Here is an 18,666-nt window from a genome sequence, read left to right as displayed (position 1 = left end):
AGGGCCCCGCGTCGACGGGAGACGGCCGTCCACGATGGCGCCGTGAGCGAAACCGGATTGCCGGGCGCGGTGACCGGCTGTGAGGATCGGCCGCATGCCCCAGTTCACGACGTACGACGGAACCTCGATCGCCTATCACCTGCGCGGCGACGGCGAGGCGCTGATCTGCCTGCCCGGCGGCCCGATGGGTGCCTCCGCCTACCTCGGGGACCTGGGCGGGCTGACGGCCCACCGGCGTCTGGTTCTGCCCGACCCGCGGGGCGCCGGCGACTCGGGCGTGCCCGACGACCCGGCCTCCTGCCGCTGCGACCGGCAGGTGGCCGACGTGGAGGCGCTGCGCGTCCACCTCGGTCTCGACCGCCTCGACCTGCTCGCCCACTCCGCCGCCGGGAACCTCGCGCTCCTGTACGCCGCCCGCCACCCCGACCGGGTCCGCACGCTCACCCTGGTCGCGCCCGGCGTCCGTGCCGTGGGGATCGAGGTGACCGAGGGCGACTGGCGGGCGGCCGTCGCCCTGCGGGCGGGCGAACCCTGGTACGCGGAGGGCCGCGCGGCCTTCGAGCGGCTCTGGGCGGGGGATGCCGCCTGGGCCGAGGTCGTTGACGTCATCAGCCCCTTCGCCTACGGACGGTGGGACGCGGCGGCGCGGCGGCACGAGGCCCTCACCCGAGCCGCACGGGACCGGGCCATGGCGGGTGCCTACTACGCGGGCGGCGCCTTCGACCCGGCGGCCACCGTGGCCGCGCTCGCCGGGCTCGACGTGCCCGTCCTGGTGATCGCGGGCGAGTACGACGGCGGTCCGACGCCGGCCCGTGCCGCCGAACTGGCAGCCCTCCTTCCGCACGCGGAGCTCGTCGTACAGCCGGGCGCCGGTCACTCCCCGTGGATCGACGACCCCGAGGCCTTCGTGCGCACCGTCGCCGCCTTCCTCGACCCCGACGTGCGCACGGTCGTCGTCGACGGAGTCCGGCTCGCCTACCGGGTGCGCGGCGCCGAGACCGCGCCGCCCGTGATCCTCGTGCACGGCCGGGGCGGCGAAAGCCGCGACTGGGACCACATCGCCGAACGCCTCGCGGTCACGCACCGGGTGTACGCGCTCGACCTGCGGGGCCACGGCCTGAGCGACTGGCCGGGCCGCTATTCCTTCGAGGCGTTCCGTGACGACCTACGCGGCTTCATCACCGAACTGGGACTGGCCGGGGCCGACTTGGCGGCCCACTCCATGGGCGCCGCGGCCGCCGCGCTGCTCGCCGCGGAGGGGCCGGGCCTGATCGGCCGGCTCGTCCTGGAGGAGGCCCCGCCGCTGTTCCCCCTCGACCCGCCGCGCGGCCCCGCCGAACGCCCCGAGGGGCCGCTGGGTATGGACTGGGCCGTCATCGGGGCCATCGACGCCCAGCTGAACGACCCCGACCCGGCCTGGCACGACCGTTTCGCCGCCATCGCCACGCCCACCCTGGTCGTCGCGGGCGGCCCCGGCAGCCACATCGACCAGCGGAAACTGGCCCGGCTGGCCTCGCGGATCCCGGACGCCCGCCTGGTCACCATCGAGGCGGGCCACCTCGTCCACACCGACCGTCCCGGTCAATTCCTCTCCGCACTAAGGGAGTTCGACATCGGCTGAGGCGCGCGGGCCCGGCCGGGTTCGGCTGAGGCGCGCGGGCCTGGCCGGGTGATGCCGGACCGGTCCTGCGCTCCCGAAGCTGCCGGGGAGGGACGAGCGGCCCCATCCGAGGCTCCAACGCGTACCGAAGCGCGTCCCACCGGGCGGTCCCGGGGCCTGCGGGGGAAGACGGGAGCAGGGAGTCGCCGCGGGCGAAGTGCTCGTGCTCGATCATGGGTGAATGACTGCCTTCTACCATGTGTGCTTCGTGGTTCCGGACCTCGATCAGGCAATGCGGGACCTTCGGCGTGCGGCCGGGGTCGAGTGGAGCGACCCGGTGTCGGACCGGCTCGGTGTGTGGGACTACCGCATCGTCTTCACCACAGGCGGGCCGCCCTTCATCGAACTCATCGAAGGACCGCCCGGCAGCCCTTGGGACGCGTCCAGGGGTGCCAGATTCGATCACATCGGCTTCTGGACCAGTGATGTGCGGCAGGGTTCGCAGCGTCTGGAGGAAGCGGGCATGCCCGTGGACTTCTCGGGCTGCCCCTATGGCCGGCCGTTCGCCTATCACCACATGGACGGCATCGGTGCCCGGATCGAACTTGTCGACGTCACCAGGCAGGCCGCCTTCCTCAACGGGTGGCATCCAGGCGGTGAACCGATGCCCGCCATCGATGAGACGCCCGGAGGCTGAACTCCCGTCACGCGCCCGGCACTCCCGTCGCGTGCCGGCTCGCGGGCCGTCTCCGCCCCGGCCGTTGTCTTCGACTCGCCCCGCTTGGCGAGACCTTGCCGGAGACGTCCGGCCCCGAGGCTGAGGATCCGCAGGCCGAGTCGGGCGGAACCCGGGAGCACCGTCGAGCGCGTCAGCCGCAGCGGCAGAGGTGGGAAGGCAGGCCGATCCGCCTGCCGCGTCGCGGCGGCTTCGGAAGTACAGGGCCCGGTCAGATGCCGTCGGCCTCGGTGGCGACCGAGCGTGCCCAGCGGTAGTCCGCCTTGCCGCTGGGGGAGCGCTGGATGGTGGGGGTGATCACCAGCTGGCGGGGCACCTTGTAGCCGGCGAGGCGGGTGCGGCAGTGGGTCTGGATCCCCTCCAGCGTCGGCTCGGCCGCGCCGTCGCGGACCTGGACGACCGCCGCCACATGGCTGCCCCACCGGGCGTCCGGCACCCCGGCCACCAGTGCGTCGTACACATCGGGATGCGCCTTGAGGGCCTGCTCGACCTCCTCCGGGTACACCTTCTCGCCGCCGGTGTTGATGCACTGCGAGCCCCGTCCGAGGACCGTGACGATGCCGCCCTCGTCCACGGTCGCCATGTCGCCGAGCAGCACCCACCGCTCGTCGCCCTTCTGGAAGAAGGTCTCGGCGGTCTTCCCCGGGTCGTTGTAGTAGCCGAGCGGAACGTGTCCGCGCTGGGCGAGCCGTCCCACCTCGCCGATCGCGACCGGCTCGTACGACACCGGGTCCACCACCTGCGTACGCTCGTTGACCTCCAGGCGGAAGCCCTTCTCGGGGCCCGAGTCGTCCGTGGCCTTCCCGTTGGAGCCGGACTCGGACGAGCCGAAGTTGTTCAGGATCAGCGCGTTGGGCACCAGGGCCTGCAACTGGTCGCGCACCGTCTCGGACATGATCGCCCCGGACGAGGACACGCTGAACAGCGAGGACATGTCGGTGCCCTTGAGCGGGCCGTGCAGCGCGTCGACGAGGGGCCGGAGCATCGCGTCACCGACCAGGGAGACGCTGGTGACCCGCTCCCTCTCGATCGTGCGGAGCACTTCCTCGGGGACGTACTTGCGGTGGATCACCACCCGCTGGCCGTAGTTGAAGGCGACGAACGAGGTCAGCGTGGAGGTGCCGTGCATGAGCGGGGGAGCGGGGAAGAAGGTGAGGCCAGAGCCGCTCCTGGCCACCCGCTCGGCCAGTTCCTCGGGCCGCTGGACCGGCTCGCCCGCCGGTTCGCCACCGAACAACCCCGCGAAGAACAGGTCTTCCTGACGCCACATCACACCCTTGGGCATCCCGGTGGTGCCGCCCGTGTAGATGATGAACTGGTCGTCGGCCGAACGCGCCGCGAATCCCCGCGAGGGGGAGCCCGCGGCCTCGGCCTCCGTGAACGCCGTCGCGGCGAGGGCCGGAGCGCCCTCGGGAGCGGCCCCGACCCGGACCAGGTGCCGCAGCTTCTCGGTGCGGGGCAGCGCGCCCGCGACCCGCTCGGTGAACTCGGCGTCGAAGACGAGCGCCGCGAGGTCGGCGTCCCGGTAGAGGTAGACCAACTCCTCTTCCACGTAACGGTAGTTCACGTTCACCGGCACCAGGCGCGCCTTGAGCGCGGCCAGCACGGTCTGCAGGTACTCGATGCCGTTGTAGAGGTGCAGGCCCAGGTGCTCGCCTGGCTTCAGGCCCGCGTCGATCAGATGGTGCGCGAGCCGGTTGGCGGCCTCGTCCAGCCGGCGGTAGGTCAGCCTGCGTTCGGCGCCCGTTCCGGGATGGTCGATGTACACGAGCGCTTCGCGGTCCGGGACCACGTCGACGACGGACTCGAACAGGTCGGCAAGGTTGTACTCCACCATTCCTCCTGACACCGCGCCCCGACTGAACTCGGGGGTCATCAGAACAAAGCCGCGCACAACTGGGAAGGGGTGCCGCAGAAGAAAACTGACTGAGTGTCAGAAAACTATTGAACTGACACCGCCCCTACTGCAACCTGTTCTAGGTCTTGAGACGGGAGGACGGCAATGGGCGGTACGGAACACCTCACGGTGCGTCGCGAGGGCGCCACCTTGGTGCTCACCCTGAACCGGCCGGAGGCGAAGAACGCGCTGTCGCTTCCGCTGCTGGTCGGGCTCTACGACGGCTGGCTGGAGGCGGACGCGGACGACTCGATCCGCTCGGTCGTGCTCACCGGCGCGGGCGGCGACTTCTGCGCCGGCATGGACCTCAAGGCCCTCGCGGGCCAGGGCATGGCGGGGGACCGGTACCGGGACCGGCTCAAGGCCGACCCCGATCTGCACTGGAAGGCGATGCTGCGCCACCACCGGCCGCGCAAGCCCGTGATCGCCGCCGTCGAGGGGTACTGCGTGGCCGGGGGCACCGAGATCCTCCAGGGCACGGACATCCGCGTCGCGGGGGCCGGGGCGACGTTCGGGCTCTTCGAAGTGAAGCGCGGGCTCTTCCCCATCGGCGGCTCGACCGTCCGCCTCCAGCGGCAGATTCCGCGCACGCACGCGCTGGAGATGCTGCTGACGGGCCGGCCGTACGGTGCGCAGGAGGCGGCGCGGATCGGGCTCATCGGGCGGGTGGTGCCCGACGGTACGGCGCTGGACGTGGCGCTGGAGATCGCGGCGCAGGTCAACGCGTGCGGGCCGTTGGCCGTGGAGGCGGTCAAGGCGTGCGTGTACGACACGGCGTCCATGAGCGAGGCGGACGGGCTGGCGGCGGAACTTGAGCGGGGGTGGCCGGTGTTCGCCACGGCTGATGCGAAGGAGGGGGCGCTGGCGTTCGCCGAGAAGCGGGCGGCGGTCTATCGGCGGGCCTAGCTCTTCCCCGCCCCGCCCCTTCCCGAGACCCTCCGGGGGTGTGGGCGGGGGCGCCGGTCTCCTGGGGCTCGGCCCCGGACCCCGTTCGCGCCCCGAGGGGCGCTCGTCCTCACACGCCGGACGGGCTGTAGGTGGCCCTGGACTTAAGGAGTTCTTTCATGGCTGGCTCTGCTGGGCCCGAGGTGCTGCGGGCGCCGCTTGTCGTCGAGTTTCCCTTCACCCGGTCCCTCGGGCCGGTCCAGAGCGCCTTTCTCACGGGGCTGCGGGAGCGGACCGTGCTCGGGGTGCGCACGGGCGACGGGCGCGTGCTCGTGCCGCCCGTCGAGTACGACCCGGTCACCGCCGAGGAGATCCGGGATCTCGTCGAGGTCGGCGCCACCGGCACCGTCACCACCTGGGCCTGGAATCCGGCCCCGCGCCGCGGCCAGCCCCTCGACCGGCCCTTCGCCTGGGTGCTCGTCAGGCTGGACGGAGCCGACACCGCCCTCCTGCACGCTTTGGACGCCCCCGGCCCCGACGCCGTGCACACCGGGATGCGCGTCCGTGTCCGCTGGGCCGCCGAACGCACCGGCGCCATCACCGACATCGCGTGCTTCGAACCCGGTGAAGAGGGGGAGGCGGCCGGGCATCAACCCACGCCGCACAGCGGCGAGTTCCATGACCCCGTCACCGGGATCGTGGCGCCGGCGCGGCTCGACTACACCTACAGCCCGGGCCGCGCCCAGTCCGCCTACATCAACGCGCTCTCCGCCCGCCGGACCGTCGGCGAGCGCTGCCTCTCCTGCCGCAAGGTGTACGTGCCGCCGCGCGGCGCCTGCCCCACCTGCGGGGTCGCCACCGAGGAGCGGGTCGAGGTCGGGCCCGCCGGGACCGTCACGACGTACTGCATCGTCAACATCAAGGCGAAGAACCTCGACATCGAAGTGCCCTACGTCTACGCGCACATCGCGCTCGACGGCGCCGGGCTCGCCCTGCACGGGCGCATCGGCGGCATCCCGTACGACCAGGTGCGGATGGGGCTGCGGGTCGAGCCGGTGTGGAGCGAGGGCGGCCGCTACCCCGACCACTACCGGCCCACCGGCGAGCCCGACGCCGACTACGAGACGTACAAGGAGCTGATCTGATGGCGCCCACACCTGCCGCCCGGGACGTGGCGATCGTCGCGTTCGCGCAGAGCGACCACCGGCGCCGCACCGACGACCTGTCCGAGGTCGAACTCCTCATGCCGGTGCTGCACCAGGTCCTGGACGCCACCGGCCTGAAGACCAGCGACATCGGCTTCACCTGCTCCGGCTCCAGCGACTACCTCGCGGGCCGCGCCTTCTCCTTCACCATGGCGCTCGACGGGGTCGGCGCCTGGCCGCCGATCTCCGAGTCCCATGTGGAGATGGACGGCGCCTGGGCGCTCTACGAGGCCTGGGTGAAGATCCTCACCGGCGAGGCCGACACCGCGCTCGTCTACGGCTACGGCAAGTCCTCGCCCGGCGAGGTGCGCGACGTGCTGACCCGCCAGCTCGACCCGTACTACGTGGCGCCCCTGTGGCCCGACTCGATCGCGCTCGCCGCCCTCCAGGCGCAGGCCCTCGTCGACGCGGGGGAGACCGACGAGCCCGCGCTCGCCGCGGTCGCCGCCCGCAGCCGGGACGACGCCGGCGCCAACGCGCATGCGCAGGTGCGGGGTTCACGCCCCCAGGGCGACTACCTGGTGCGGCCGTTGCGGACCGGGGACTGCCCTCCGATCGGGGACGGCGCCGCCGCGGTGATCCTCGCCGCCGGTGACCGGGCCCGCGAACTGTGTGCGCGGCCGGCCTGGATCCGCGGCATGGACCACCGCATCGAGGCGCACGGACTCGGCGTGCGCGACCTCACCGACTCGCCGTCCGCCAGGCTCGCGGCCGAGCGGGCCGGTGCCTTCGAACGGCCCGTGGACACCGCCGAGTTGCACGCGCCGTTCAGCTCGCAGGAGGTCGTCCTGCGCAAGGCGCTGCGGCTCGGCGACGACGTCGCCGTCAACCCGTCCGGAGGTGCGCTCGCCGCGAACCCCGTGATGGCGGCCGGCCTCATCCGGCTCGGCGAGGCCGCCGCCCGCATCCACCGGGGCGAGTCCGACCGGGCCCTCGCGCACGCCACGTCCGGACCCTGCTTGCAGCAGAACCTGGTCGCCGTCCTGGAGGGGGAGTCATGAGCAAGGAACCCGTGGCCGTCGTCGGCGTCGGCCAGACCAAGCACGTGGCCGCCCGGCACGACGTGTCGATAGCGGGACTCGTGCGCGAAGCGGCCCAACGGGCGCTCGACGACGCCGAGTTGAGCTGGGCCGACATCGACGCCGTCGTCATCGGCAAGGCGCCCGACTTCTTCGAGGGCGTCATGATGCCGGAGCTCTACCTCGCCGACGCGCTCGGCGCGGTCGGCAAGCCCATGCTGCGGGTGCACACCGCGGGCTCGGTCGGCGGCTCGACCGCGCTCGTCGCCTCCAACCTGGTCGCCGCCCGGGTGCACCGGACCGTGCTCACCCTCGCCTTCGAGAAGCAGTCCGAGTCCAACGCCATGTGGGGCCTGTCCCTGCCGGTTCCCTTCACCCAGCCGCTGCTCGCCGGGGCCGGCGGGTTCTTCGCCCCGCACGTACGGGCCTACATGCGGCGCACCGGCGCCCCCGACACGGTGGGCTCCCTCGTCGCGTACAAGGACCGGCGCAACGCCCTGAAGAACCCCTACGCGCATCTGCACGAGCACGACATCACCCTGGAGAAGGTCCAGGCCTCGCCGATGCTGTGGGATCCGATCCGCTACTCCGAGACCTGCCCGTCCTCGGACGGGGCCTGCGCGATGATCCTCACCGACCGCGCGGGCGCGGCCCGTTCGCCCCGTCCCGCGGCCTGGGTGCACGGCGGCGCGATGCGCAGCGAGCCGACCCTGTTCGCGGGCAAGGACTTCGTGTCGCCGCAGGCGGGCAAGGACTGCGCCGCCGATGTGTACCGGCAGGCCGGCATCGCCGACCCGCGCCGGGAGATCGACGCCGTCGAGATGTACGTGCCGTTCTCCTGGTACGAGCCGATGTGGCTGGAGAACCTGGGCTTCGCCGCCGAGGGCGAGGGCTGGAAGCTCACCGAGGCCGGCGTCACGGAACTCGACGGGGACCTGCCCGTGAACCCCTCGGGCGGTGTCCTTTCCACCAATCCCATCGGGGCATCCGGCATGATCCGGTTCGCCGAGGCGGCCCTCCAGGTGCGCGGTCTGGCCGGCGAGCACCAGGTGGAGGGGGCGCGCAAGGCGCTCGGCCATGCCTACGGCGGCGGCTCGCAGTTCTTCTCGATGTGGCTCGTCGGCGCCGAACCGCCCACCGGCTGAGGCCCGCCCGGCGTCCGCTCGCGGCGGGCGGCCTCCGGTACTCCTCCCGTGGCCTGTCCGTCCCCGCGGACGATCGCTAGGGTGGCCCCCGGACGACAGAACCGGGGAGGAGCACGGACGTGGCTGACACCAGCACCACCCAGCACACCTTGCGGACCCTTGCGGGTCACACCCGTTCCGGCTGGGACAAGCCGGAGCTCGACCTCAGCGAGGCCGAGTGGCAGTCGAGCAGTCAGGGGGCGGGGGACGTGCAGATCGCCTTCGTCGAGGGCTTCATCGCCATGCGCAACAGCGGCAACCCCGGCAGCCCGTCGCTGATCTTCAGCCCCGCCGAGTGGCGGGCCTTCGTGATCAACGCGCGCGACGGCGAGTTCGATCTCACCTGAACGATCCGCCGGAACCGCGGCCGCCGGGAGGGGCTCGATCCTCCCGGCGGCTCCGGTGTGGCGGCCGCCTTCCTCCTCAACACCCCTCCCCGTGCAGCGGGTTGAGTGCTACGCGCCCTCCCGCTCCTCGGTGGCCTGCTCGGGGAAGAGCTGGGCCCAGGGCCGCTGGCGGCCCTCGCTGACGGCGGCGATGCCGGCCTCGCCGTACCGCGCGGTCTCCAGGGACCACGCCAGGTTCCCGCTCATCAGGGCGCGCATGCCGTCGACGTAGTCGGCCACGTTCGCCCGCACCTGCTCGGGCAGTGCGGTCTTGTCGAGCTGGGCGGTGAGCTCGACGGTCAGGTCCTGGAAGCGCGCGATCCGGGAGTTGGCCATGGTGGCGACCCGGCGCAGGGCCTGCTCGACGGTGCACATTTCCTGCCGCAGCAGAATGATCACGCTGTTGTTGACGTCGCCCGCCGCCAGCTCCTTGTCCACGGACACCATGTCGTTGACGAAGATCACCACATCGGCGGTGATCTCCCGCATCTCGGCCAGCGGCACGCCCTCGTGGAGCTCCCTCGGCAGTGTGTAGCCGCCGCAGCGCTCCACGAGGTCGAGGCAGGGCTGCACGCCGATGGAGTCCCGGCGGCCGCGCAGGAAGCCCGGCAGCGAGAGCGTGCCGTTGCGGGTGCGGTTCAGCGCCTCCCAGTGATAGGCCGTCAGATACTCGCGCCAGTGCGCCCGGAAGCGGTCCTGCCACAGTAACGGCGTGCCCGCGGTGACCCGTTGCCAGAGATCACGGAAACTTTCGGCCAGTCGGTTCGTCGTCGCACCCGGCACCGGAGGCTCGTCACTCATGGTGTGCAGCACCGTGTCGATCTGGCGCAGCACCAGGTCGGGACGCTTCCCGAGCGGGCCGTCGAACTGGTCGTCGAAGACGAAGAACCAGGCGTTGAGGTCGGTCGCCAGTGCGAGATGCGCGTCCGAGGCGTCCGGATAGAAGTACGCCATCAGGCGCTCCAGGCCCATCGCGTCGTACTCGGCCGTGGCCTGCTCCCCGGCCAGCATGCCGAACTCGTAGAGCCAGTCCAGCGTGTGGCGCCGGGCCACCGCGTCCCGGGGATGCCTGCGGGCCGGAAAGGGGATGTCGACGAGACCGGTCCGCGTCCGGGCCGACCGGACCCTGCCAGTGCTGCCCATGCGGCACCGCCTCCTTAGTACTCCGTACGTAGTTCAATCATCAAGGTGAGGACGGCCGGAGGCCAGTCGCACGCTGGCGGAGTCCGACAGCGTGGAGGGGGCGTGCGAGGCCCTCACTGGCGCCCCACCGGGACATTTCGATGCCAACCACCCACGGATTCAGCCAACTTAAACAGTCAAGGAGGAGACGGCAGCCGGGTATTCATGTCACGGTACGTGTCCGGGGCGTAGGCTCGGTGCTACTGCCAGAAGGGGACCGCTGTGGCGGAGACGAAGGGCCGGGGCGGCGTGCCGCGCCGGATGCTCTTTGAGCGCGACGAAGAACTGATCCTGTTCGACAGCATGTTGAACGACCTGTGCGGCCGGGCAGGTGAGGGGAGCGCGCCCAACGGCGGACTGCTCGCCATCGCCGGATCGGCGGGACTGGGCAAGACCACACTGGTGGCCGAGGTCCGCCGCAAAGCCGCGGCCCGCGGCTGCACCCTGCTGGCCGCACGCGGCAGCGAGCAGGAGGAAGGCGTCGCGTTCCACGTCGTACGCCAGCTCGTGCAGCCCGTCCTCGCCGCGAGCAGCGAGGAAGAACACCGCAAGATACTGGGGAGTTGGTACGACATCGTCGCACCGGCCGTCGGCCTGGTCGCGGGACAGAGCGGCGTGGTGCCCGACCCGCAGGGCGTGCGGGACGGCCTCGACTGGCTCGTCACCCGCTTCGCGGTCCAGTACGCACCCGTGGTCCTCGTCGTGGACGACGCGCACTGGGCGGACGAGGAGACCCTGGCCTGGCTCACCTCCTTCGCGCTGCGCGCATCGGACCTGCCGCTGCTCATCGTCGTCGCCTACCGGCCCGAGGAACTGCCGCGGCACGCGGCCGAGTTCCGCCGGCTCGCCACCCGGCACGGCTCACGGCCGCTGGACCTGGCGCCGTTCACCCCGGCCGCCGTCAGCGACCTGGTGCGCGACGTGCTCGGCGAGGGCGGCGACGAACTGTTCGCCCGCGAATGCTGGGCGCTGACCGCCGGCAACCCGTACGAGGCCGTCGAACTCGTCGCGAGAATCCGCGACCGCGGCATCAAACCCCAGTACGCCAACGCCACCGAGCTGCGCGAACTGGCCTCCGCCGTACGCGGCAACGGTCTCATCGAGCACCTTGAGCGGCTCGGCCCCTCCGCGTTCCGGCTCACCTGGGCCGTCGCCGTGCTCGGCACCGACGCCCGCCGCGAGATGGCGGCCGGGGTCGCGGGGCTCGGCGCCGAGGAGATGGCCGACGCCATCGACAAGCTGCGCGACGCCCGCATTCTGGCCCCTCCGGGCGAGATCCAGGACCGTCTCGACTTCTTCCACCCGCTGGTCGGCACCGCCGTCTACCGGGCCATACCGTCCGCCATGCGCGTCGCGATGCACGGCCAGGCCGCCTTCGCCGTCAGCGAGGCCGGACTGGGTGCCACCGCCGCGGCCCGGCACATCCTGGAGATGCACCCCGAGAACGACCGGTGGGCGGTGCGCCAGCTGCGCGCCGCGGCCCGCGACTACCTGCGGGCCGGTGCCCCGGACGCGGCCCGGCGCTGTCTCGCCCGCGCCCTGCGCGAACCTCCCGCCCTGGAGGAGCGCGCCGAGGTCCTCTTCGAACTCGGCTGCTCGGCGCTCCTGAACGAGCCCGCCACCACCGTCAACCACCTCAAGGCGGCCCTCGAAGAGCCCGAACTCGCCCCGGAACTGCGCGAAGCCGTCACCTACCGGCTCGCCCAGGCACTGGCCCACACCGACCGGCTGAGCGAGGCCGCCGCCGTCGTGGGCGCCGAGGCCAAGAACTCCACCAGCGCCCGCACCCGGCTGCGCATGCAGGCCGAGAGCTTCCAGTGGAACGCCTTCCGCGCCGACGAGGAGGACTCACCGGCCCGCTCGCGCAGCCTGGCCCGGCTCGCCGAACACCTCACCGGACGCGGCAAGGCCGAGCGCTACATCCTCGGCCTGCGCGCCTGGGACGCGATGGTGCGCGGTGAACCCGCCGAGACCGCGCTGCACTATGCCGAGGAGTCCCTGAAGGGCGGTCTGCCCTGGACCGACGACAACTGGGGCTTCGAGGTCCCGGTCCTGGTCGCGCTCACCTTCATGTACTGCGACCAGCCCGGCCGGGCCGACGACCTGTTCACCCAGGGCATCGCCGACTGCGAACGCAAGGGCTGGCGCGGCGCCCACCTCTCCTTCGGCCTGACGCTCCTCGGCTACATCAAGTTCCACCGGGGCCGGCTCTCCGAGGCCGAGGACCTGGTGCACAGCGGACTGCGGATCGCCGACCGCGTCGGCCACCAGGTCCCCGCGCAGTGGTTCGCTCTCGGCATCCTCATCGAGATCCTGCTGGCCCGCGGCCGGGTCCAGGACGCGCAGGAGCTCTCGGACACCTACAACTACGGCCAGGTCGTACCGAACGCCGTCGTCTACCCCGACTCCGAGACCGTCTACAGCGAGCTCCTGATCGCCCGGGGCCTGCGCACCGACGCCGAGGAACGGCTGCGCGCGGTCGGCCGCAGGCTGGAGCCGCGCGGCATGCGCAACCCGATGTGGTGCCCGTGGCGTCCGCTCCTGGCGCAGACGATCGCCCACACCGACCCCGTCGAGGCCGCGGCGATCGCGCAGGAGGGCGTCGAGATCGCCCGGCGGTTCGGCACCCCGGGCGCCATCGGCCGGGCCCTGCACGCGGCCGCCAAGGTGACCTCCGGCGCCGACAGCCTGGCCCTGATGGCCGAGGCGGTCCGGCAGCTCGAAAGGTCCCCGGCCGCCTACGAGCTGGCCCAGGCCCTGGTCGACCACGGCGCGATGCTCAGCCGCGCCGGGCTGCCCCAGGACGCGGCCGACCTCCTGATGCGCGGTCTGGAGAGCGCGGCCCTGTGCGGGGCCGACGCCCTGGCGGCCCGGGCCCGCGAGGAGCTCGCCGCCTCCGGGCTCCGCCCGCTCCAGCTGCGGGCCATCGACTCGGACTCGCTGACCTCCCAGGAGAAGGCCGTGGCCGAGCGGGCCGCCCAGGGCTGGGAGAACCGGCGCATCGCCGAGGAGCTCGGCACCAAGGAGCGCACGGTGGAACTGCTGCTCTCCGGCGCCTTCCGCAAGCTCGGCACCAACCGTGACGGGCTCGCGGGACTGCTGCCCCGGCAGCCCCGCGGCTCCGGCGTCCGAGGAGTGCCCGGAAGCTGACCGGCCCCGGCACGGCCCCGGCCCCGAGCCACCCACGGGCAGGGGGCCGGGGGGCCGGGCCCTGCCGGCCCGGCCCCGGCTGCCGGAACCCGGCCGCCCCGGGCGCCACCACCCCGCAGGACGCCGCGCTCCGACCCGCCCAGGCCGCCGGGCCCGGCTCCGGCGGGGCGCCGCGGGCACGTACCATTGACGGCATGTCCTTCCTCCGCCGCCGCAGCGCCGCCACTCCCGCGGGCCCGGACTTCGATGTCCTGGCCATGGACCCGGGTGACTGGCCCGGCAACCTGGGCGCCGGTCTGCTGCCCGCCCCCGACGGCAGCTGCCAGGGTGTCTTCCTGCGCTACGACCTGTTCGGCGGCCGCGGCCCCGCGATGATCATCGGCAATCTGCCGGAGGGCTCCCCGGCCCGCGAGATGGCCGAGGGCCAGGTCCCCTTCGAGGTCGCCCAACTCCTCGTGGCCCTGGAGAACGACGAGCCGATCGAGGTCGTCGGCACCGAGGACATGCCGGTGATGCAGGGCGACAACCTGCTCATCGTGCGCCGCCTCAAGCTCTCCGAAAGCCGCATCTCCTGCGTGCAGTTCGACCGCAGCGACAACGTCCTCGTCACGATCGCCAGCTGGGACCGGCCGATCACGGACGACCTGTACGCCCTTCTGAAGCCGCTGCCCGCGGAGCTCTTCCAGCAGAGCTGACCCCTCCGGCGAAGCCGGGCGGACACCCGCGCACCGGCCGACGGCCCGGCACCTTCCGTCCGAGGTGCCGGGCCGCTGCATGTTCCGGGCCGCTTCGAGCCGGGGTCCCGGCGTCTCACGCCCGGGCATCGTGCGTCGAGGACAACCCGCCCGCGGGACAGCCCGCGCGTCCGGGACAGCCCGGGACAGCCCGGGACAGCCCGGGACAGCCCGGGACCGGAGCGTTCCGGGCCCCTGAACCCGGCCTGCCCGCGCGCCCGTTGAGGCCGTCGCGCCACCAGCAGGTCGGAGCCGCCGCCACAGGTCTCGTCCACTGTTACAAGTCGGCGCGCACGAGGGGTACTTGACGAGCCGTCATGCCAGGTCGCACTGTGTCCCGCGCGCACCCACGCGCGGCTGCGGCGCAAGAGCCCCCGCACCTTCCGGCAAGAAGGGTTGTCCATGACGTCCAAGCAGAGGATCAGACTCGCGCTGGCAACGGCGACGGCCGGCGCCCTGGGCCTGGCCCTGGCCCCCGCCGCCCCGGCGAGCGCGGCGGGCTCGGGCACCGAGTGCCCCCGCGTCCTGAAGTGCGACTGGGTACCGGCGGCCTACCAGCAGACCGGCGACCCGGCCAACAAGGAGGTGTACGGCAACTACGACGTCTCCGACCGGCCGAACACCAACAAGATCAAGTACATCGTCCTGCACGACACCGAGGAGACGTACGCGACCACCCTGAAGATCTTCCAGGACCCCACGCGCGCCGCCTCCGCGCACTACGTGGTCCGGTCCGCCGACGGCCATGTCACCCAGATGGTGAAGACCAAGGACGTGGCCTGGCAGGCCGGAAACTGGTACATCAACTCCGACTCCGTCGGGATCGAGCAGGAGGGCTACGCCACCGGCGGCGCCACCTGGTTCACCCCCGCGATGTACCGCTCGACCGCGGCCCTGGTGCGCTACCTCGCCGACAAGTACGACATCCCGCTGGACCGTCAGCACATCCTCGGCCACGACAACGTGCCGCCCACCACGGCCGGCGGCACCGCGGCCATGCACTGGGACCCGGGACCGTACTGGGACTGGAACTACTTCATGGGCCTGCTCGGCCACCCGACCGAGCCCACCGGCCGCCCCGGCGGCCAACTGGTCACCGTGAACCCGGTGTTCAAGCAGAACGTCCAGGCCTTCCGCGACTGCGAGAAGAACATCGACCTGCCCGCCCAGCCCTCCAGCGCGGTCCCGTTGTACACCCAGCCCTCCACCACGGCACCGCTGTTCGCCGACCCCGGCCTCCACCCGCCGGGCCAGAGCGGGACCAACTGCGCGGGCGACTGGGGCAGCAAGATCAGCGCCACCCAGCAGGCCGTGGTCGCCGAGCGCAAACCCGGCTGGACCGCGATCTGGTGGTACGGGCAGGAGGCCTGGTTCCAGAGCCCGGCGCACACCCGCACCACCACCGCGACCGCCGGTTACGTCGTACGCCCCAAGCAGGGCCGCACCGACGTCCCCGTCTACGGCACGGCCTACCCGGCGGCAGGCGACTACCCCGCCGACTTCACGGCGCCGAGGGTGAGCACCCCGCTCGCCTACACCATCAAGGCCGGACAGTCCTACCCCGGCGGCGAGCCGACGCCGACGGGCTACTACTACGCCCCCACCATCGACTCCTCGTACCCCTACGACCACACGTACTTCCCCGGCAGCACCCGCTATGTGACCGTGCAGATCGGCCACCGGATCGCCTTCGTGAAGGCCTCCGACGTCGACGTGGTGCGCGTTCGCTAGGACGGCGACAAGGCCCATGACAGCGGACCGCGCGCCCAGTGTGTCGGCACTGGACGCGCGGCCCGTCCTCCCCCTGCCCGGCCGTCAGCGGGTGCCGACCGCCGCCCGCACCGCCCGCCGCGCCAGCGCGCAGTCGTCGTGCAGCCTGCGCAGCAGCAGCCGCTGCTGCTCCCCGGCGGACAGCACCCCCGGGGCGTTCTGCGCCGGGCTCGCCGGCGCTGCGTCCCGCATGGTGCGCTGCACCGCCGTCTCGTACGTCCGGATCTCCCGGGTCAGTACGAGCATCAGGTTCACGAGGAACGCGTCCCGCGCCGCCGGGCCCGCCTCCTGGGCGGCCGAGGCGATCTGCCGCCGCTCCGCCGGAGCCTCCCCCAGGACCGCCCAGAGCGTCGCCAGGTCGTACCCGGGCAGGTACCAGCCCGCGTGCTCCCAGTCGACCAGGACCGGGCCGGCCGGTGACAGGAGGATGTTGGACAGGAGGGCGTCACCGTGCGAGAACTGCCAGTCGACTCGACCCGAGAGGGCCAGACCGTGCACCAGTTTCTGAAGGTCGCTCAGATCCCGGTCGGTGAACAGACCGAGCTCGTGGTAGCGCGCGATCCGCGGCGCGTAGTCCAGGGGCCTGCCGAACATCTCGGCGGGCGGCCGCCAGGCGTTGACCGCCTTGACCGCCCCGAGGGCTGCCCTGACGTCCGCGCGCGGGGGAGCCTCGACCGGGTGTCGGGTGAGGGCCGCCGCCCGGCCGGGCATCCGCTCGATCACCAGGGTGCAGTTGTCGGGGTCGGCGGCGATCAGCCGCGGCACCCGCACCGGTGGGCGGTGCCGGACGAACGCGCGGTATGCAGCTATTTCGTGCCGGAAGCGCTCGGCCCAGGCGGGCGAATGGTCCAGTAAACACTTGGCGACGGCCGTCGTGCGCCCTGTCGTGCCGACGATCAGCACGGAGCGTCCGCTGTGCCGCAGCACCTGAACCGGGTTGAACTCCGGGCAGATCCGCTGCACCGAGGCGATCGCGATGCGCAGCTGGGCGCCCTGGGGACCGGAGAGGTCGATTCTTCCGCTCAGCGGCTGTGCGGGTGCCCCCGTCCGGCGTGGCATCCGGCCGACGCCGTAGGCCGAGCCGGCCTGGGTGGGGTCGAGGTAGGGTCCGCCGCCCGCTCCCAGGGGACGGTGCGGCCGGGGCGGCGTGGACACGGAGGACGATGCTGTGTACATGGGGGTGACAGATCCCTTCGTGTGCCGACAAGTTGCGTGCGCTACCCGTCCCGGTGGCCGAGCCGCACCCTGGGGAATGAGGTCCGGCCCCCGGGTCGGGGTGGCGCTCTCTTACCTGACACCCGGCCGTGGGTGGCACACCATCTGGCGTGCCCTGGCGAACCCTGGCGAATAGTCGCGCCGCATCTGACAGGGGATTACTGTCAACTCAGCCGAGAACCTGGGGGCTTGACGTGAGCGGACAACCCAACACCCGCCTGAACGACCTGTTCGGCCTCGCCGGATGGTCCAAGGGCGAACTCGCGAGAATGGTGAACCGGCAGGCGGCGGCCATGGGCCACCCCCAACTGGCCACCGACACCTCACGGGTGAGGCGCTGGATCGACATGGGGGAGACCCCGCGCGATCCGGTGCCCCGGGTGCTGGCGGCGCTGTTCACCGAGCGGCTCGGCCGTGTCGTGACCATCGAGGACCTCGGGTTCGACCGGCACGGGCGCGCTGGAAAGCGGAACGACGTCAGGAACACCAAGAATCCGGACGGCCTTCCGTGGGCGCCCGAACGGACGGCAGCGGTCCTCACCGAATTCACGGGAATGGACCTCATGCTCAACCGACGCGGTCTGGTGGGCGCGGGCGCCGCGCTCGCCACCGGCTCAGTACTCAGCAGCGCCATGCACGACTGGCTGCACACCGACCCCGTACTCTCGGCCGACGCCCCCCGCCTCCACGACCCCCTGCACGCCGACCCCGCCGGGTTCGACCGCTACGAGGCCGCTCCCATCGGGTCGCAGGAGATCGACGCGCTGGAGCGCTCGGTCGACGTGTTCCGTGCCTGGGACGCCTCCCGTGGTGGCGGACTCCAGCGCAAGGCGGTGGTGGGGCAGCTCAACGAGGTGGGCGGCATGCTCGCCTACCGCCACCCCGACCACCTCCAGCGCCGCCTGTGGGGCGTCGCCGCCAACCTCGCCGTCCTGGCGGGCTGGATGTCGCACGACATCGGCCTGGAGCCCACCGCGCAGAAGTACTTCGTCATCGCCGCCCACGCGGCACGGGAGGGCGGCGACCGGCCCCGCGCCGGCGAAGCCCTCTCGCGGGCCGCCCGCCAGATGGTCCACCTGGGCCGCCCCGGCGAAGCACTCGATCTGATGAAGCTCGCCAAGTCCGGTTCGGGTGAGGAGACCCTGCCGCGCACCCGGGCGATGCTGCACACCATCGAGGCGTGGGCCCAGGCGTCCATGGGACGCGGGCAGGCGATGCGGCGCACCCTCGGCGAGGCGGAGGAGCTCTTCGTCTCGGACAAGGGCGATGTGCCGCCGCCCAGTTGGATGCAGATGTTCGACGAGGCGGACCTGCACGGCATGGAGGCCCTGGCCTTCCGCACGCTCGCCGAGCACGATCCGGCCGCGGCCACCATCGCGCAGCACCACGCCAAGCAGGCGCTCGCGCTGCGGGTGGGCGGCCGTCAGCGCTCGAAGATCTTCGACTACATCTCGCTCGCCTCGGCCTGCTTCATCGCCGACGACCCGGAACAGGCGGACCGCTACGCCCGCTTGGCCCTGGTGTCGATGGGGGAGACCTCCTCGCACCGCACCTGGGACCGGCTGCGCGAGATGTACCGGCTCACCAACCAGTACGCGAGCCACGGAAAGATCCAGGATCTGCGGGAGGAGATCCAACTGGCCCTGCCCCAGGCCCCGTTGAAGCGGAGCCGGGTGGCGGACATCTAGAAGGGGGTTGTACGC

Annotated in this window: 14 protein-coding genes; 11 read left to right on the top strand and 3 right to left on the bottom strand. The window is 72.2% G+C overall.

Annotated features, from left to right (window positions below; all coding sequences use genetic code 11):
* Positions 1-94: 94 nt before the first annotated feature.
* Both ACFYNP_RS13945 and ACFYNP_RS13940 read left to right on the top strand, forming a co-directional pair.
* Positions 95-1,621 (top strand): alpha/beta fold hydrolase, encoded by a 1,527-nt coding sequence (locus ACFYNP_RS13945; RefSeq protein ID WP_388785447.1) that lies wholly within the window; start codon positions 95-97, stop codon positions 1,619-1,621.
* Positions 1,622-1,868: 247 nt separating this feature from the next.
* Complete coding sequence (locus tag ACFYNP_RS13940) at positions 1,869-2,297, top strand: VOC family protein (protein ID WP_388785445.1); 429 nt, start codon at positions 1,869-1,871, stop codon at positions 2,295-2,297.
* 250 nt (positions 2,298-2,547) lie between these two features.
* On the opposite strand, the gene ACFYNP_RS13935 is transcribed toward ACFYNP_RS13940, so the two are convergent.
* Positions 2,548-4,170: an acyl-CoA synthetase gene (locus ACFYNP_RS13935; protein ID WP_388785790.1), complete on the bottom strand. Its 1,623-nt coding sequence runs from the start codon at positions 4,168-4,170 to the stop codon at positions 2,548-2,550.
* Between the two features lie 168 nt (positions 4,171-4,338).
* Here ACFYNP_RS13935 and ACFYNP_RS13930 point away from each other — a divergent pair, with 168 nt between their 5' ends.
* The 5 genes from ACFYNP_RS13930 (at position 4,339) to ACFYNP_RS13910 (ending at position 8,873) form a co-directional block, all read left to right on the top strand.
* Positions 4,339-5,139: a crotonase/enoyl-CoA hydratase family protein gene (locus tag ACFYNP_RS13930; protein ID WP_388412834.1), complete on the top strand. Its 801-nt coding sequence runs from the start codon at positions 4,339-4,341 to the stop codon at positions 5,137-5,139.
* A 158-nt stretch (positions 5,140-5,297) separates the two neighbouring features.
* The gene (locus ACFYNP_RS13925) at positions 5,298-6,263 is read left to right on the top strand and encodes a Zn-ribbon domain-containing OB-fold protein (protein ID WP_388785443.1); all 966 of its coding nucleotides are present in this window, start codon (positions 5,298-5,300) and stop codon (positions 6,261-6,263) included.
* Positions 6,263-7,324: a thiolase domain-containing protein gene (locus tag ACFYNP_RS13920; RefSeq protein ID WP_388785441.1), complete on the top strand. Its 1,062-nt coding sequence runs from the start codon at positions 6,263-6,265 to the stop codon at positions 7,322-7,324. Before ACFYNP_RS13925 ends, ACFYNP_RS13920 begins: the two co-directional genes overlap by 1 nt.
* Positions 7,321-8,487 carry a thiolase domain-containing protein gene (locus ACFYNP_RS13915; protein ID WP_388785440.1) on the top strand — a complete coding sequence of 389 codons (1,167 nt, stop codon included), beginning with the start codon at positions 7,321-7,323 and terminating at the stop codon, positions 8,485-8,487. The genes ACFYNP_RS13920 and ACFYNP_RS13915 overlap by 4 nt, the downstream gene beginning before the upstream one ends.
* Positions 8,488-8,606: 119 nt before the next feature.
* On the top strand, positions 8,607-8,873 hold the full coding sequence (locus ACFYNP_RS13910) for a DUF397 domain-containing protein (RefSeq protein WP_388412826.1): 267 nt from the start codon (positions 8,607-8,609) through the stop codon (positions 8,871-8,873).
* Positions 8,874-8,981: 108 nt separating this feature from the next.
* Here ACFYNP_RS13910 and ACFYNP_RS13905 read toward each other — a convergent pair whose 3' ends face one another.
* A complete protein-coding gene (locus ACFYNP_RS13905; protein WP_388412824.1) occupies positions 8,982-10,055 on the bottom strand; it encodes an isoafricanol synthase in 1,074 nt (357 codons plus the stop codon).
* 300 nt (positions 10,056-10,355) lie between these two features.
* Between ACFYNP_RS13905 and ACFYNP_RS13900 the strand changes: the two genes are divergently transcribed.
* From ACFYNP_RS13900 to ACFYNP_RS13890, 3 genes are all read left to right on the top strand, one after another.
* Positions 10,356-13,244 carry an ATP-binding protein gene (locus ACFYNP_RS13900; RefSeq protein ID WP_388785789.1) on the top strand — a complete coding sequence of 963 codons (2,889 nt, stop codon included), beginning with the start codon at positions 10,356-10,358 and terminating at the stop codon, positions 13,242-13,244.
* A gap of 194 nt (positions 13,245-13,438) precedes the next feature.
* Positions 13,439-13,939 carry a hypothetical protein gene (locus tag ACFYNP_RS13895; RefSeq protein ID WP_100573614.1) on the top strand — a complete coding sequence of 167 codons (501 nt, stop codon included), beginning with the start codon at positions 13,439-13,441 and terminating at the stop codon, positions 13,937-13,939.
* 441 nt (positions 13,940-14,380) lie between these two features.
* A complete protein-coding gene (locus ACFYNP_RS13890) occupies positions 14,381-15,709 on the top strand; it encodes an N-acetylmuramoyl-L-alanine amidase (protein WP_388412821.1) in 1,329 nt (442 codons plus the stop codon).
* Between the two features lie 84 nt (positions 15,710-15,793).
* On the opposite strand, the gene ACFYNP_RS13885 is transcribed toward ACFYNP_RS13890, so the two are convergent.
* A complete protein-coding gene (locus tag ACFYNP_RS13885; RefSeq protein WP_388412820.1) occupies positions 15,794-16,924 on the bottom strand; it encodes an aminoglycoside phosphotransferase family protein in 1,131 nt (376 codons plus the stop codon).
* Between the two features lie 233 nt (positions 16,925-17,157).
* Between ACFYNP_RS13885 and ACFYNP_RS13880 the strand changes: the two genes are divergently transcribed.
* Positions 17,158-18,651, top strand: coding sequence for a hypothetical protein (locus ACFYNP_RS13880; protein WP_388412818.1), 1,494 nt, complete (start codon positions 17,158-17,160; stop codon positions 18,649-18,651).
* Positions 18,652-18,666: the final 15 nt, after the last annotated feature.

The sequence above is a fragment of the Streptomyces sp. NPDC006691 genome, from assembly GCF_042869955.1.
Classification (GTDB): Bacteria; Actinomycetota; Actinomycetes; order Streptomycetales; family Streptomycetaceae; genus Streptomyces.
Note: the sequence above shows the minus strand (reverse complement) of the source record. Positions and strands in the feature narration are given on the sequence as shown.

What these genes read in the sequence shown, in the direction of transcription:
- ACFYNP_RS13945 (WP_388785447.1), top strand. Translation starts at nt 95, where the DNA reads ATGCCCCAGTTCACGACGTACGACGGAACCTCGATCGCCTATCACCTG.
- ACFYNP_RS13930 (WP_388412834.1), top strand. Translation starts at nt 4,339, where the DNA reads ATGGGCGGTACGGAACACCTCACGGTGCGTCGCGAGGGCGCCACCTTG.
- ACFYNP_RS13925 (WP_388785443.1), top strand. Translation starts at nt 5,298, where the DNA reads ATGGCTGGCTCTGCTGGGCCCGAGGTGCTGCGGGCGCCGCTTGTCGTC.
- ACFYNP_RS13920 (WP_388785441.1), top strand. Translation starts at nt 6,263, where the DNA reads ATGGCGCCCACACCTGCCGCCCGGGACGTGGCGATCGTCGCGTTCGCG.
- ACFYNP_RS13915 (WP_388785440.1), top strand. Translation starts at nt 7,321, where the DNA reads ATGAGCAAGGAACCCGTGGCCGTCGTCGGCGTCGGCCAGACCAAGCAC.
- ACFYNP_RS13905 (WP_388412824.1), bottom strand. Translation starts at nt 10,055, where the DNA reads ATGGGCAGCACTGGCAGGGTCCGGTCGGCCCGGACGCGGACCGGTCTC.
- ACFYNP_RS13900 (WP_388785789.1), top strand. Translation starts at nt 10,356, where the DNA reads ATGCTCTTTGAGCGCGACGAAGAACTGATCCTGTTCGACAGCATGTTG.
- ACFYNP_RS13895 (WP_100573614.1), top strand. Translation starts at nt 13,439, where the DNA reads ATGTCCTTCCTCCGCCGCCGCAGCGCCGCCACTCCCGCGGGCCCGGAC.
- ACFYNP_RS13890 (WP_388412821.1), top strand. Translation starts at nt 14,381, where the DNA reads ATGACGTCCAAGCAGAGGATCAGACTCGCGCTGGCAACGGCGACGGCC.
- ACFYNP_RS13885 (WP_388412820.1), bottom strand. Translation starts at nt 16,924, where the DNA reads ATGTACACAGCATCGTCCTCCGTGTCCACGCCGCCCCGGCCGCACCGT.